This window comes from Arthrobacter sp. Sr24, from assembly GCF_054511175.1.
This window is the reverse complement of sequence record NZ_JBTNDB010000004.1, coordinates 151,525-166,119: the sequence shown is the minus strand read 5'-3', so window position 1 is coordinate 166,119 and position 14,595 is coordinate 151,525. Positions and strand designations below refer to the sequence as shown.

At 58.5% G+C, this 14,595-nt stretch carries 16 protein-coding genes; 8 read left to right on the top strand and 8 right to left on the bottom strand.

Annotation, left to right across the window (positions count from 1 at the left end):
* Positions 1-9: 9 nt before the first annotated feature.
* The 5 genes from ACX80D_RS04860 to ACX80D_RS04840 all read right to left on the bottom strand — a co-directional run bounded on the left by ACX80D_RS04860 (position 10) and on the right by ACX80D_RS04840 (position 4,742).
* Positions 10-1,293 (bottom strand): reverse transcriptase family protein, encoded by a 1,284-nt coding sequence (locus ACX80D_RS04860; protein ID WP_459321504.1) that lies wholly within the window; start codon positions 1,291-1,293, stop codon positions 10-12.
* A 430-nt stretch (positions 1,294-1,723) separates the two neighbouring features.
* Positions 1,724-2,797: an alkene reductase gene (locus tag ACX80D_RS04855; protein ID WP_459321503.1), complete on the bottom strand. Its 1,074-nt coding sequence runs from the start codon at positions 2,795-2,797 to the stop codon at positions 1,724-1,726.
* A 126-nt stretch (positions 2,798-2,923) separates the two neighbouring features.
* Positions 2,924-3,556 (bottom strand): nucleotidyltransferase family protein, encoded by a 633-nt coding sequence (locus ACX80D_RS04850; RefSeq protein WP_459321502.1) that lies wholly within the window; start codon positions 3,554-3,556, stop codon positions 2,924-2,926.
* 59 nt (positions 3,557-3,615) lie between these two features.
* Positions 3,616-4,038 (bottom strand): alternative ribosome rescue aminoacyl-tRNA hydrolase ArfB, encoded by a 423-nt coding sequence (gene arfB, locus ACX80D_RS04845; protein ID WP_459321501.1) that lies wholly within the window; start codon positions 4,036-4,038, stop codon positions 3,616-3,618.
* A gap of 260 nt (positions 4,039-4,298) precedes the next feature.
* On the bottom strand, positions 4,299-4,742 hold the full coding sequence (locus tag ACX80D_RS04840) for a Clp protease N-terminal domain-containing protein (RefSeq protein WP_459321500.1): 444 nt from the start codon (positions 4,740-4,742) through the stop codon (positions 4,299-4,301).
* Positions 4,743-4,836: 94 nt separating this feature from the next.
* Between ACX80D_RS04840 and ACX80D_RS04835 the strand changes: the two genes are divergently transcribed.
* The 4 genes from ACX80D_RS04835 (at position 4,837) to ACX80D_RS04820 (ending at position 7,654) form a co-directional block, all read left to right on the top strand.
* Positions 4,837-5,238, top strand: coding sequence for an NUDIX domain-containing protein (locus tag ACX80D_RS04835; protein ID WP_459321499.1), 402 nt, complete (start codon positions 4,837-4,839; stop codon positions 5,236-5,238).
* A gap of 111 nt (positions 5,239-5,349) precedes the next feature.
* The gene (locus tag ACX80D_RS04830) at positions 5,350-6,042 is read left to right on the top strand and encodes a MerR family transcriptional regulator (RefSeq protein WP_459321498.1); all 693 of its coding nucleotides are present in this window, start codon (positions 5,350-5,352) and stop codon (positions 6,040-6,042) included.
* A gap of 104 nt (positions 6,043-6,146) precedes the next feature.
* A complete protein-coding gene (locus ACX80D_RS04825) occupies positions 6,147-6,896 on the top strand; it encodes a sulfite exporter TauE/SafE family protein (RefSeq protein WP_459321497.1) in 750 nt (249 codons plus the stop codon).
* A 284-nt stretch (positions 6,897-7,180) separates the two neighbouring features.
* A complete protein-coding gene (locus ACX80D_RS04820; RefSeq protein ID WP_459321496.1) occupies positions 7,181-7,654 on the top strand; it encodes a hypothetical protein in 474 nt (157 codons plus the stop codon).
* A 148-nt stretch (positions 7,655-7,802) separates the two neighbouring features.
* Here the strand turns inward: ACX80D_RS04820 and ACX80D_RS04815 are convergent, their stop codons facing one another.
* A complete protein-coding gene (locus ACX80D_RS04815) occupies positions 7,803-8,495 on the bottom strand; it encodes a hypothetical protein (RefSeq protein WP_459321495.1) in 693 nt (230 codons plus the stop codon).
* Between the two features lie 79 nt (positions 8,496-8,574).
* Here ACX80D_RS04815 and ACX80D_RS04810 point away from each other — a divergent pair, with 79 nt between their 5' ends.
* The 3 genes from ACX80D_RS04810 (at position 8,575) to ACX80D_RS04800 (ending at position 9,991) form a co-directional block, all read left to right on the top strand.
* Positions 8,575-8,736 (top strand): hypothetical protein, encoded by a 162-nt coding sequence (locus tag ACX80D_RS04810; RefSeq protein WP_459321494.1) that lies wholly within the window; start codon positions 8,575-8,577, stop codon positions 8,734-8,736.
* A 164-nt stretch (positions 8,737-8,900) separates the two neighbouring features.
* Positions 8,901-9,410 (top strand): hypothetical protein, encoded by a 510-nt coding sequence (locus tag ACX80D_RS04805; RefSeq protein WP_459321493.1) that lies wholly within the window; start codon positions 8,901-8,903, stop codon positions 9,408-9,410.
* Positions 9,411-9,712: 302 nt separating this feature from the next.
* A complete protein-coding gene (locus tag ACX80D_RS04800; RefSeq protein WP_459321492.1) occupies positions 9,713-9,991 on the top strand; it encodes a putative quinol monooxygenase in 279 nt (92 codons plus the stop codon).
* A gap of 157 nt (positions 9,992-10,148) precedes the next feature.
* Here the strand turns inward: ACX80D_RS04800 and ACX80D_RS04795 are convergent, their stop codons facing one another.
* Positions 10,149-10,781 carry a dihydrofolate reductase family protein gene (locus ACX80D_RS04795; RefSeq protein WP_459321491.1) on the bottom strand — a complete coding sequence of 211 codons (633 nt, stop codon included), beginning with the start codon at positions 10,779-10,781 and terminating at the stop codon, positions 10,149-10,151.
* A 755-nt stretch (positions 10,782-11,536) separates the two neighbouring features.
* Between ACX80D_RS04795 and ACX80D_RS04790 the strand changes: the two genes are divergently transcribed.
* Positions 11,537-12,124, top strand: a complete 588-nt coding sequence (locus ACX80D_RS04790) for an antibiotic biosynthesis monooxygenase (protein ID WP_459321490.1) — start codon at positions 11,537-11,539, stop codon at positions 12,122-12,124.
* Positions 12,125-12,270: 146 nt separating this feature from the next.
* Here the strand turns inward: ACX80D_RS04790 and ACX80D_RS04785 are convergent, their stop codons facing one another.
* Positions 12,271-14,583, bottom strand: a complete 2,313-nt coding sequence (locus tag ACX80D_RS04785; protein WP_459321542.1) for a lamin tail domain-containing protein — start codon at positions 14,581-14,583, stop codon at positions 12,271-12,273.
* Positions 14,584-14,595 lie beyond the last annotated feature (12 nt).

Genomic DNA, 14,595 nt, shown 5'->3' with positions numbered 1-14,595 from the left:
ACCGGCGTCTCAGAAGTTGATGCGGTGGAAAACCTCTAGAAGTTTTGCTCCGCGGGCTGGATGGAGTGCGGAAACCCAGGAGATATGGCCTTGCAGGTGGGCCCGGAAATCGGAGCGGTCTTCCCGGTTTTGCGACTCCGGACCATGTTTCAGGCAGTTGTGCAGGATTGCCTTAAGCCGGTCAAAGTCCGGGCGGGAAACATTGGTGCGTTCGTTGACCACTACCGAGGTCACCGTTTGGCGGGTGCTGGCGCGGCGGACTCTTGTTTTCAGCTGGTTGACGCTGTGTCCTTGGTCTTCGATGATTTCTGTGGCGGCCCGCAAGAAAGCCTGGGTACGCCGCGCAAATTCCCGGCCTCCGCTGAAGGCGAGGTCGTCTGCGTAACGGGTGTAGCCGCCGTCGAACGTTGCAGCGAGTCCGGCGAGGCGTGAATCCAGCCGGCGCAGAGACAGGTTCGCCACAGTTGGAGAGGTGGGTGCGCCCTGCGGAAGATGCGGCAAAGACAGTGCCTTCCGCAGCGCAAACCGCTGGGCCGGATTCCCTCCGGGAGGCATGTGGGCCAGCACCTGGGGCGGAACTACGTGGGTAAGGATTCCTGTCAAACGGTGCGCAACAGCTTCGGAATAACCAGCTTGGCGCAGCGTTCCGAACACTTGCCCGGCCGTCACCTTGGCAAAGAAAGTCTGCAGATCGACGGTCAACACCACATCCTTATCGGTGTGGTGAGCGGCGCCCGTGACGGCGCTGCGGCCGGGGACAAATCCGTGGGCCGCGTCGTGGAGTTCAATGGGGTAGAGCAGCTCGTGCAACACAGTTCGCTGGATGGCACGTAGGCGCGGCGCCGGGATCTCCAGTAGGCGTGGCAGTCGCCCTGGACGCGTGCGCCATTCGTAGCGGTAGTGCTGAAGCTTGTGTGCCCCCGTTCGGTTCCAGTGCTTTGGATCCGCGAACCATTCCAGTTCCCCGGCGCCGAGCTGGAGACGTTGAGCCAGCTCGCCCAACGTGTTGATCGCAGGTACTCCCGTTTGCCTCCGATCACGGGCCACCGAAGGTGCCAACACATATTTGGCAATCACGATGGGTTTACGTTGCCGGGCTGCTTTGGCTATGGCCTCAACCAATGCATCACTGCCGCCGATCATGACGGCCAGTTCGCGCGGAGCATCCAGCGGCGGACGCAGGTACGCACCCAAAACGAAGGTGACAAGCGGTCCCAGCCAACGGCGCCGTGCTCCCAAAACATGGGCGCCGGCGTCTACTAGATCCGGCTTGGTCCACTGTGGGGAAGCCAAAAAAGCCTGTGCCAGAGTTTGCGCTATGGCCTCCGTTGACGCGCGGGGGGGTGCGCTTGAGCGTTGCCGAGGCTGTCGTTAGAGACTGAGTCACTTGTGAATTTTGAGACGGAGTTATGGCTGCGATGGCTTCTCCGATGACTCAGCTCTCTGTGCGGGTGCGCGGCTGCGCGGAGCGCAGTGAGGCACCTGCGGTGCATGGATCAGGCAATAGTGCGTACCCCGGGGTAGCCCCGAAGAGGGAGGCGCGCCAAAGGACACTTCCCGCCTCATCGAAGAAACCATCGCATGCCTTCCATGCTAAACCAAGGGGTCCCACAACGCGTTCTTGCGTCGCCAACAGGATGGGGGTTGCCACAAGAACGCTGCGCAACTTGTCCGGCCCGCTAGTACTGCTAGCTAACGGGCCTGATGATTTAGTGGGTCCAGACTAGTTGGCCCAGAAGGGGTAGTCAGTGTATCCGGCCGCGCCCTCGGTGTAGAACGTGGCGAAATCAGGTTCGTTCAGCGGCAGGTTCTCAGCCCAGCGGCGCACCAGATCCGGGTTGGCAATGGCGGGGCGGCCAACCACTACAGCGTCTGCCAACTCACTGAGGGAGTGGGCATCGGAGAGGCTGGTGACCGTCTCAAATCCGGTGTTCAGCAGCACGGGGCCACCGAAACGGGTACGCAGTGTCTGTACCAAGGTGCCCGATGGATCCTTGTGCAAAATGCTCAGGCCAGCCAGCCCCAGAGGGGCGATAGCATCGACCAGAGCCGAGTAAGTGGCGAGGGTCTGCGCGGCATCGGTTTCCAACGCCCCTTGGATGTTGTGCTCGGGTGAAATGCGCAGCCAAGTCTTATCGGCACCAATCGCTTCGGCGACGGCCTGAACCGTCTCGATGACAAAGCGGGCACGGTTCTGGGCACTGCCACCGTATCCATCAGTGCGCTGGTTGGACGCTGGCGAGAGAAATTCATGGAGCAAGTACCCATTGGCGCCGTGGAGCTCTACACCGTCAAATCCTGCAGCAAGAGCATTGAGGGAGCCCTGGACGAATTCGCCGATGACGCCCGCCAGTTCGCCTTTTTCTAGTGCGTGGGGGACCGGATAAGCCTGTTTGCCCTCATAAGTGCGGGTCACGCCGTCGATCGCTACGGCGCTCGGGGCCACCACTTGGTATCCACCGTTGGTGCCCGGGTGGGTAACACGGCCCGAGTGCATGACTTGGGCAATGATGCGCCCGCCATCTGCGTGGACGGCGTCGGTGACGCGCTTCCAACCAGCGATCTGCTCATCGGTAACCAGTCCCGGCTGACGCACAAATGCCTGGCCGGCAAAACTCGGGTAGACACCCTCGCTCGTCAACAGACCCATGGATGCGCGCTGGCGGTAATACTCAACCACCAAGTCCCCGGGTACACCGTCGACGCCGGATCGGGAGCGAGTGAGCGGGGCCATGACCACGCGGTTGGGAAGTTCTAAGCTGCCGAGGGTGACGGGGGAAAACAAGTTCAAGGACATCTCCTAAAGTGCGGTTGATGGACAACGTGTTGCACAACCTTGAGGGGCGGGGCGCTATTCCATAAAGTTGCCTATGGTTCCTCATGTCACATATTGACTGCTCCAGCTGGGTACGGACTGCACCAACTATTCCAGCAGGGGTAGATCTGCAGGGGTGTCAATGTCAGCACCATCGGAGTAGGTACTGACATCGACCAGATCTACTAGCTCTGGATGAGCCGCGAGGAATACCCTGGCGCCGGAATCACCCGTGGCTATTGCCGCTGCGGCCACCGCGTGCTCGGCAGAGAACAGTACGGGATTCCCGCGCCGCAAGTTACCCGCGCCCGCTGCGCCATGAGCGGAGCGGTACCCGGCGGCGGTGATCCGTCCTGGCCGGTGGGCAGCGAGCAGAATTTGGATGAGTTCAAAGTTCATGCCGGGTTGGTCAACCAACGCAACCAATATGGGGCCGCTCCTGGTGCCATCAGCGTCTCCTTCGCCAATTGCCGCTGCAATGCCAGCTGCAAACGAGGTCCCCATGCCTTGTGTCCAGATTGGGTTCTCCACGATTCGGCACCCCCGCGGCAGGGGAGTAGCCCGCACTTGTGCAGCACTCGCGCCAACCACCACAATGACTTCGACGCAGCCGCCACGCAGTAGTTCCGCCGCTGCATGAGCAACGAGGGTGGTTCCGCGGAAAGATAAAAGGGCTTTGGGCCCGAGCCCCAACCTGGTCCCAGCACCTGCTGCCAGCAAAACCGCCACAGTCCGTGTCATGGCTCAACCCTAACGGGCACCGAGGCGCCAGCCGAGCCAGCGATGCAAAGTGATGAGCGTTAATCCCCGTGCGGTCGCTGCCGCAACTGTTTCGTCGCGGAGCGCTGCTGTTTCGCTGCCTGATGCCGGCGTTTGGATCCCCGAGTGGGTTTGGTGCTCTTGCGGGGAGCAGCTGCTGGAGTGAGCGCTGCAGCAACAAGCGCACCTAATTTCTCCAGTGCGATCTCCCGGTTGCGCAACTGCGAGCGCTGTTCATGCGCGGCCACCGTGATGACACCGTCAACGAGCCGCCTGCTGAACCGTTCAAGCAGAATGACGCGCTGCTCCTGGGTCAGAACTGCTGATTCGGCCACGTTCCACAGCAATTCTGCGCGACTATCGGAGGTGTTTACGTGCTGACCGCCAGGGCCTGAGGAACGCGAAAAGCGCCAGTTGAGTTCACTGGCGGGAATCGTGAGCGCCGCAGAAACCGTCAAATCCATGTCCCAAGTGTAGGATCCGTAGCTACGCGCCGCTAATCCGGATTTCATGTCACAACAAGATTTTTTTGTTGTAGTTCAACAACAGGCTCTGGGTCCGTGATTCGAGGACTCTGCTGTCCTATAAGAGAAATGTTCACCGTTCCATTCACCGGACACCGTTTACGGGAACTCCGAAATGCCTGTCCAAACGAACCCCTTGCGGGTGCTTGCGAAGATAGACTGGCGGGCGATCGCTGCCTGTTGCCCAGCCCGGCAATCGGTCAGCCGCGCGTAAGCGCCGCCATTACCCGCGTTTGCGCGCTGCCTCGAACCACACCCGTAGCGGCCAGCGCCCGATCCAGGCGGTCGCTATGGACACTCAGCACCCCGAACAATAGGTGCTTGATACCGACCTGATCGGAATGAAGCTCCCGCGCTGTTCGCTGCCCCGCCTTGAGAGCGTCCAGAGACTCGCGGGTGAATGGAAATAACGCTGGGATGTCCGGCGGACCCGAGGGGACAAAACCTACTATCGCATCACGCACTTCATCCGGCCAGACGCCCAGCGCCGTCTGCACCATCTTCGGATATGCGTGCAGAAGCCCCAATAGTAGATGCTCGGGACCGATGTACGAGTCGTGTATATACCTTGACTCTTCCTGAGCCATGATCACCGCCCGCACGGCATTGTCCGTGTAGTTCCCCAACATCGTCGAACGGCCCATGCCCTTAATCGTAGTCTTCGCGATGCGTCAGCACCACGGGCTGGCGTGCCTCCCGTTCCGCGGGACGACGGCAGGGTATCCGTAGACTCGACTCATGGAACAACTTTTGACGCATTATGTGTCGTGCGGATTGCTCGTACGTGCAGGGCAAATTCTTCTAGTGCATCGATCCCCATCGAAGGCTAAGTATCCCAACGTGTGGGACCTCCCGGGAGGCCACTTGGAACCAGGCGAGGATAGCCGACAGGCGCTGGTACGCGAGCTTCGAGAAGAGTTGAACGTGGAAATCACCGCGCCCGGTGGGACAGCTCTACTAACGCGCCAAGAAGCCGGCCTCTTTCTGGAGATATGGCGGATTGATGAATGGGACGGCGAAATCACGAATGCCGCGCCAGATGAACATGACGATTTCGGATGGTTCAGTTTGGAAGAGGCTCTCTCTTTGGACCTAGTTAGTAGTGAGTACCAAGCCCTGTTCAAACAGGTGCTGAGCTGATTCCCGCCCGGTAACGGATCAGTTTTTGAACTTTCTCAAAACCTCTGCGAGAAGTATGAAAATGCAATGCTTGACTCTCACACAGTGTGAGGCGGAATTCTTGGAGACATCATGTTCAACATTGGAGAGTTCGCGTCGATAGGCAGGGTATCCGTCCGGATGCTCAGGCACTACGACGAGATCGGTCTGCTTCCCCCTGCCCGAGTGGATCCTCACAGCGGATACCGCTCCTACGAGGGCAAGCAGTTTGCTGTGCTCGGCCGCATCCTGGCCTTCAAGGACCCTGGATTTCGGCTCGACGAGGTAGCGCGGATTATGCAGGGCACCATCACCACCGAACTCAAGCCCCTGCCGGCCCAGCATGTGGCACTCACCAGCACCATTGCCCCCGGCTTCGGACCGGAGAACATCAGCCCGGTCATCGGGCCACTGTTCGGACAGCTCGCGGAGGATCTAGCGACTGCTGGCATTGACCCAGGAGCCCAGTCTTTGGCGATGTACGAAGCCATCGAATCTGGTGACGGGGAGGAAGTCCGTGCCTACGCCGCATTCCCCGTCAATGCTGCCACCCTAGCGGGAGCGGGGTTCACCATCGCCAATATCCCGGGAGTCGCTCTTGCCGCTACGACCGTTCACCACGGTTCCATGGCAACCATCGGAGAATCGTGGGAGGCACTGCATGCGTGGATCGAAGAGAACGGCTATGAACTGGCTGGAGTCTGCCGCGAACTGTATATTGTCTCCGAGCCTGAAGCCCAGGAAAACTGGATGACTGAGCTGCAGCAACCCGTCATCCGCCCCTAACCACACATTCACCGGACACGTACTAGGCACGTGTCCGGTGAACATTCCTGTGCGGAATGTGAGCGGCCGACGGCGTGCAGTATCTCCGCTGATAGGCTGGCGACTTGTCTATTCTTCTTCTTGCCTGCATCGGTCTAATTGCAGGAATCGGCATCACAGCCGTTGGCCCTGGCGGTGTACTGGCGACAGCCGGACTCTTCCTCTTCACAGGTCTCTCGCCTGCGGCTGTGGCGGGTACAGCCATGGTGACGCATGTGGCAACTGGCACGGTTGGGTCCCTCGCCTACCTCCGATCCGGGCATTTGCGCGATCGGCAAACCGTTCGGGTGGCTGTCATATTGCTCCTCACTGCGATTGTCGGGACGCCTGTCGGGGTTCTGCTCAACTCGGCCGTCTCCGGTCCAGTATTCGGAATCCTGCTGGCCGTCTTTTTGATGGTTGTTGCCGTGCTTGTCTGGTACCGGCAGGCGCTCACAGTTGATGACGGAATGCACCCACGGCATCCTACGGCCGTGCTCGTGGTGATCGGACTTCTAGTGGCAGCTGCCAGCGGAATGTTCGGCGTCGGCGGTCCGTTACTAACGGTGCCATTGCTCGTCGCCATCGGCACACCGATACTGTCAGCCCTTGCCGCAGCACAAGCCCAATCGATCATCATCTCGATCGTAGGCAGCATCGGCTATCTCAGCATCGGCGCGATTGACTGGGGGTTCGCACTCATCGTCGGTGTACCAGAATTGTGCGGAGTGCTTATCGGCTGGAAGGTTGCACGCACAGTGCCAGCCAAGTATCTCAGATGGGCGATGATCATTATCTTGGTCACGATCGCCCCCATTCTTGCGTTCAAATCCTGAAGACACCAGGCAGAGCGGACAACCGTATCAGCGAACATCTCGACCTGCTTTGTCGCTAGCTCTAAGCGTTGTCCCGCAAGCCGTTCCCTTAAAATCATGGAGATGCAGTTCAGATAGCATTTGATGCTTGTCCAGTCGACTTTTGGTGGTGGCTTCATTCAGTCTGAAGCTTGGTGACCTGTGCCGGGCCGATTCCGAGTTCCTATGATTGACTGGTACGTAGTGGCGCGGGTTACACGCACAGCACTTTTAAAGTGAGTATGGAGAATACAGGGGGCCTTCAGATGTCTGATTCGGTAATCATCGCAACACCCAGCATGTTCTTGTGGCGCGTCGCGTCCGTCATGGCCCCAGTGTTCGCCTTGCTTGCGTTCATAATGCCGCTGTTGACTTTCGTGGCAGCCATTCTTGTAACCCTCACACTCGCATGGGGATTCCGCGCTTGTAAATCGCTGCTGCAACAAGACCAGTCTCGAAAAATCACCCTTTGGTGGCTGGGGCTGTCCGTGACATCAATCCTGGCCCTGCTCTGCAAATGGATGCTATTGGCAATCCCGTTCCCGCGCTACGGAGACTTTCTACCCCCTGAACCTGTCTCACCGCTGCGACAAGCCATCCTTGACAATGCCTCAGTACTTTATTGGGGTGTTGGCTGGGCTGCAGTCATCACTACCCTTGCTGGAACCGTCATCCTTGGCGGTGTGTTCCAAAAAATCCGGACTACTCACGGACAGGCAAAAATTTACGCCAGCCACTGACAGTGAATACTTCCATCGGAAGCAAGGCAATCCTCGAAAATCATGGTCTGGATCGAACCAACCGGATACTATCTCACAGAGGGTTGCGCCTACGGGCGTCTCACCTAGGCTGCTGTGTTGCGCGACGCAGGTGACTCGAACAATTTCTCTAAACCATGCGTGCTTCATAGTCTGTATTGCGAACTATGTGGCCGAACCCAAGCTGCAGAACAGGCGTGGGCCTGGTGTGGCAATACATCTCGACTGTAGTCCCGTTTAAGTTCCAGCATGAGGTCGCTTCGGCGAATGGTCCAACGGTCGCGTCAGCCGGCTGACCGTACATGGCAAGGAGTTGTTCGTAGATGAATCGGTATCCGAGCACCGCACCATCCTCTCGGCTGCTACGCCCGTCATAGAGGAAGAAACCTACGGAGAACAACTCTCCGTTAAACGACGACCACGTTGCGTTTGAGACAGCCAAATCAGCATTGTGGAGCTCCCCTCCGAGATACACCGCTGACTCTGGTGCCGGCAAAAAACCGTAGCCCTCGCAGAATCCCTCTGCTCCTTCGTCTTGGTGGAATCCCAACCGCAGAAGATAGTCGGCTTGATCGTCATTTCTGTCGGGCCAACCCGATGTCACGATTTCGTCGATCAAAGCCACGAGTTTCTCTGGGCTTGGCACAAGATTCATATTCACGGCTTCGTCCATATGCCCACGATACCTGCCGGACCAAGACGGGCCATAGTGAATAGTCCAAACGAAAAACAGCGCTTCCATCGCAATGCGCTTGAACTCATGGCAACCGTCCCAATAGCCGTTCCCTATTGGGACGTAGCCTAGGATCGCTGGCAACTTCACTACTACACCCTTATGCAATTTGAATCCATTGACAAACGGCCCACTTTCGATGCGCTGCCGGATCTGACAGAGTGAGTCCATGGATATCACTTGGTTGCTCGTCGTCCTGATTCTCATCGTGTTGTTCGCAAGCATCAGTATTATTGGGGCGCTGCATCGGATTCGCAATGCGAGCGAAAAGGCCCTCGCCATTCTGGAAAGTCAGACCGCTGGGCAAAATACGGGCAACTCGTCCAGGTAGCCGTTCGGCTTCCGAGCCACCAGGGGGTGACATTCAGCGTTGCGAAAAAGCCGCCATTTATCGCTGCGATCCACACCGAATGCGGGAGCGACCGTCTTCCTTCAGTTCAACACGTCGATGAAGGTCATATACTCGATTTACTGCCGTTGATGAAAGGCGAGCGTATGTCCGAGTGGGTTCGCATAGAGGCCAGATCGAAACGTAACTACGTGTGGCTCGGCGTCTGCGGACAAGGTAAGCCGAAAATCACCGGAGAACCCTGGTACATGCCCGACGGTGTCACCAGTGCCTACCCGTTCATCGTCGACTGGCGTCCTGAAGAACTTCCCTTCCCTGTGTGGCTTGCTCCCTACAACGGAGGCAAGAAGTTCGGTGACATGCTGTGGACCGGTGGGAACGCGTTGAAGATTGTCTCCACTCGTTTCATCGAGGCGCTCCGCGCCGCTGAGGTCACCGGTTACCGAACCTTCGACGTCGATGTTCGAGACCACTCCGGCTCGCATGTCGAGGGATATACCGGCTTCGCGACCGATCCGTCCCCGGGCTCTGACATTCAGAACATCTACGGCCAGACGGTTCAGAACTATGTTTTCATCGCCACGCATCGTGTCGTCGAGGCATTGCACAATCACGGAGTTGACCAGCTGGAGATCAGCCCCTATACCCCCGACTGACGGTGAACCCCTCGAGCAGGGAACGAATCGCGCGACCGCAACCTGGTGTCGGAACACACCCCAGTCTCAGGACCCGCGGCCACAAGAGTTCGAGACTTTGGAATTCATTGGAGACTGGTGCCGATCGGCGCGAAATTAGCGATGCTAGATCTTGAAAGATTTGCTGTGACAACTAGCAGTTTTCGGGTCCACTAGTCGGTTGGAAGCAATTCTGGCGAAGATTGTCCCGCGGAGGCTGGTCTTCGAAACACCGTGGCTAGTTCTAGTTCTGGTTCTCGCCTGTCCATGGCAGGATCTATCACGTGAACAACATAATTTTGACTGGTCAACTGATTTGTCAGGACGACGCCGAGACTGCCCTCGTCAAAAAGTTCCTACCTAGACATGTCGAACTGACGCTGGCCGAATCAGGATGCATCTCCTTTGCCGTGCAACAAAGCGTCAACCCTTGGGTCTGGGATGTTTCCGAGTGCTTTGAGGATGCTCGCTCCTTTGAACTTCATCAGGCTCGAGTCAAAGCCAGCGAGTGGGGGCACGCTACTGTTGCTATCAAACGCAGCTACTCAGTGTCAGGCCTGTAACGCGGGAGTGATGCGGGAATGACATTCGCCCGCCCAGCGCGGTCCGGCCACTCTGGTCCGCGCAGTGGAATGGGGGATTCTGCGCAAAGTCTCGCACCCGTTGCCTCCCGCGCGCTCCCAAGGCAAGTCCCGCCGTCGTACTTTAGTAAGCTTGATTTCAGGAAGTGGGCACGTCGCTCACACCGGTGTACGTGGCGTAGCCGGGCGGTCCCGTCAGCTGATAACTGTGGAGGGCTAGGCCTCCGGGTGTGGTTCGGCTGGCGAGCAGTTTAAGGCCTGCTGGCGTAGCGCCATCGGGGAAGAGTCGGCGGCCGCTTCCCACCACCACGGGGGCCACCACGAGCCGGAGTTCATCGATCAGGCCGGCAGCGAATAGCGATTGGGCAAGGATGGAGCTGCCATGAATCTGAATTTCACCGCCTGGGACGGACTTGAGTTCTTGGAGTTGGGCGCTGATATCTCCGGATAGAACGGTGGTGGGATTCCAAGACCCCTCCGTTAGCGAGTTGGAGGCAACGTATTTGGGCAGGCTGTTCATGCGCGCTGTGAAAGGGTCGTGTGGATCGGTGATGAGCGGCCAATCACGAGCGAAGGCGGTGTAGGTGCGTTGGCCTAACAGCAGAGCTTCGGCGAGCTCGAGCCACTGGGATGCCTGGTCGATGAAGTCTTGATCCATGTGCGGGACAAACCAACCTCCGCGCGTAAAACCTCCAGTGGTGTCCTCCGCTGGTGAGCCTGGTCCCTGGGATACGCCGTCAAGGCTCACGAATTGCGTCAACGTCAGTTTCATTGCATTCCTCTAGATCGTGTTGCTAGCAGATGGCGATTGAGCTGGACTCACACATGCTGAGCCACGATCACGGGATTGCCGTCCGAATCGATCACCACAAAACTGGCCGGTCCCGTGGAACCGAGTGCCATGGGGCTCCGTTATTCGTGGGAATTTCTTTCGATAGTAGCGGTGCCAAGGTCCGGCAGTCTACAACCTCTGGAGACATCGGGCTCGCGGGTGCATGATGGGACTAGGCGAACCGAAATTTTCGCTACTGACCGTTCGCCGACGGCCTCCGGGCCGCTGAGCTGAAGGAGCTGACTGTCATGAATATGTGGGGCCTAGCCATTGCCATTGGAATCATCGTCATTCTCACCGTCATCATGGGGCTTATCGCCACCCACGGGACCTACGAAAAGCCGCACCACTAGCACTATTCACGGGTACTTTAGAAGAGACTCCTCGTCGCGGTGACGGTGGTCTTGGACGACTTGCTCGGCGCCCACGGCCGATTCAACCGGACTGTAACGGCCGCCGAAGGCCGCGCTAACGCCACCTTGGAACAGCCCGAACCATTACTCAACTGGCTGGCTGGTTGGCTTACGGGTTCCTTGTCCCGGTTCGTGCAGGACTAGATGCCGCACTCTGAAGTACGACGCCGGACACTCCCGTTGGGTGTGACCGGCACCTTTACTGTGTGGTCACTTGTGGACGTGTTTATATGGTGCGTCCATATGGTGGAATTGGCTTGCGTAGGGCACTACACTAGTGCGGTGCCTCAACTTCAACCCGTCACCGTGTCAATTGCCCGTACCGTCCAGCCTGGCTGCCACCGCCAATTCGCTGCCTGGGCACTGGCTGGGCAGGAACTTGCCAGAGAATGGCCTGGTTACCTTGGATCTGGGTGGGTTCGTAGCAAATTAGACTCCAATGAATGGCACGTCATGTACCGCTTTTCTGACGCGGAAACACTGCTTGCCTGGGACGATTCGCATGAGCGTAAATGGTGGATGGACGGCAGCGGCGACCTCATGGAAATCACCCGCGTGGAGCACCGAACCGGTATTGAGGGTTGGTTTGACCAGCCAGGAGATGTCTCGATCACAGTTCCAGAAATTGTGGTCCCGCCTCGGTGGAAACAGGCCGTGAGTATCTTTCTGCCTTTCCTTCCTGTGAGCTTGTTGGCTAATTTCTTCCTGGGTCCGGTCACCAGTGATTGGCCGTTGGTTCTAGCTGTCCTTCTTAACGTCTGCATTCTGACGCCGATCATGACCTATTTTATGTTGCCCTTGAGTACGCGATTACTGCGTCCCTGGCTCCAAGCACCTCGCCGTTCGAAGCGGCGGCGCAACAGACTTTAGGCGATACCGATCCTAAGCGCGTCAAGGCGTAAACCACGCAGGGCCGGGGTGTCCGCATGTGCGAGCGCCCCGACCCCCTCAGCGAGATTCAGCGATGAGTCAGTTTTCCGGTGTCTCTAGTGGTGACTCCCTATTGCCCGTAGGAACTAGTGGTTACTCTGCCGCCGACGGTTGGCAAGCACCAACGCAGTCATGCCACCGAACAAGAGCAGGGCCACACCGCCAAGGAGTCCCGCACCATCTGCTCCGGTCTTTGCGAGATTCTGCGAAGTACCAGAAGCTTGCACGTCCACAGCATCTTGGCTGGGCTTTTGTATATCGGTGCTCTGAGGGGTGGTGCTAGGACTTGGCTCGCCGCCACCGGCTCCACCAGTCTCGGTCGCCTCTGGCGCTGGGGCCGTGGCGCAGTTGATAGAGCCGGTCCGCAGGGCGTGCCCATCCGTCTGGCCGTCATCGGAATAGACCACGGGTTTGAACCCATCCACACAGAAAGCGTTGGGCGCAATGGCAAAGCCCTCGTTGTTCAGGTTGGGCATGCCCGTGGGGCGTTCGAAGACTTGCGTGACGGAGAAGTTGCCAGCGCCTTCGCCGCTGTCGGTGATATCCAGTGTTGCACTGCGACCCTCGCAGGTGTCGTCGCAGATAGCCCAGAGCAAACCTGTCGCCGGATCGAATTCCAGTTCCACGACACCGGGGAACCCGCTCTCAATGGTGGCCACGCGGGTGTAACCGGAGCCATCCTGGTCTAGGGCGTAGGCGTAGACCATTCCGTTGGCTTCCACCGCGACGAAGAAGAGTCCCGAACCGTGGTTGGGATAGCTATCCGGGTTATAGGATTTGCCAGTGGATTCGTCCACAAATCCCTGGGCAACCAGCTGCGTATCGGGGATCCACGCGACACCTTCAAGTCCGGCGTTCGCGCCGATCACGGGTAAGTCCTCCACGAGGTTCCATTCGGCGGTCGCCGCCAAGGTGTCAACCCCACCAAACGCGTTGTAACGAAGAATTGACGGACGGGAGATACCGCTGGCTGCGTTGTTCCGTTCTGAGACCACAAAGATACCGGCCGAAGGTCCGGCGGAGGTCATGGTCACACCCTCGGCATCAACCTCGCCGGCTCCATCGGCATAACGCAGGGTGGTGATACCAGCCCAAACATCGTTGGCCTGTTCAACCCAATTGCCGCCATTCTGAACCAGCCGGTGCAAGGTGCCAGCACCGTTGTTGACAGCCCACAAGGTGCCGGCACCTGCAACGGCTTGGGGTTCAAAGGCCAAGCCGCTCATGTCAGAGCCAAAGGTGTTTGCAATATCTGCAGTGGCAATAGCATCAGAACCGGGCCACGCGGCCGTGATCAAATCACCTTGGCAGGCATTGCCTGCGCCCTTAGTCGCTTCTCTGGTCTGCACAAACTCGCCGGTACCGTTCGGGCAGCGGCCCCACGTGGTTGTCGCGTGAGCCGTGTAGCTGTGAGCGTCAATTTGAGTGTCGGTAGCGTCGAAGAGCCGCACAGAATCTGCCTTGCCCAGTCCAAACGCCGCATCAACGTCCAGTGCAATGTAGGCACCGGCGCCCAGGGTGGTTCCGGCGGGAACCATCAACGGTGCCTTATCTGAATTGTCTCGGACCAGGAATCCGGAAATATTTACTGGCGTGGCACCAATATTGGTGAGTTCTACCCAGTCGCCGGGGACACCGCCGTCGGACTCTATCTCATTGATGCGGATGGGGAGGCCGCAGTCATTCGGGGCGCCCTTGGTTGAGGTGGTGGTTACGGCCCAGTTGTCAGTGCCATCGGCGCAGCGGCCAAACGTTGTCGGGGCGTGTTCGTTGTTGCCCCACGCAGTCCAGGAATAAGAATCAACTAGTACGTGCCCGCCAGGAAGGTAGATGCGGGCCGAATCAGCTTTGCCCAAGCCGTAACCGAGCATATTCTCCTCAACCACGTAGAAGCCACCCGGAGCAATGCTGGCACCATCGGGGAGTACTGATGCGTGGCTGGCGCTGTCATCGTTGTCGCGCACAACCCAAGCAGAGAGATCCACAACTGTAGTGCCGGCGTTGAACAGCTCAATCCAGTCACCGGGGTTGCCATTGTTGGATTCCACCTCGTTCACGAAGACCGCTGGCGTCGCAAGAGCTACGCAGTCATTCGCAGCCCCCTTAGTAGGCGTGGCGGTGGTGGAGAAATCACCAATTCCGTCCGGGCAACGGCCCAAACTGGTGGCCGAGTGGGCAGTCCACGTATGTGAGTCAATGAGTGTGGCGCCGTCCGTGTCGAAAAGGCGCACGGAATCGCCCCCACCGAGCCCGAAGCCGAATTCAGCCTCGTGCAAGACCAAGAAGGCACCCGGTGCCAAGACTCCTGCCGGCAGGGTGTGGACATGGGAGTCATCGCTGTCGCGGATTGAGAGTCCGCCCAACTCAATCTCAACGGCACTTTTGTTCAGGAGTTCGATCCAGTCACCGGG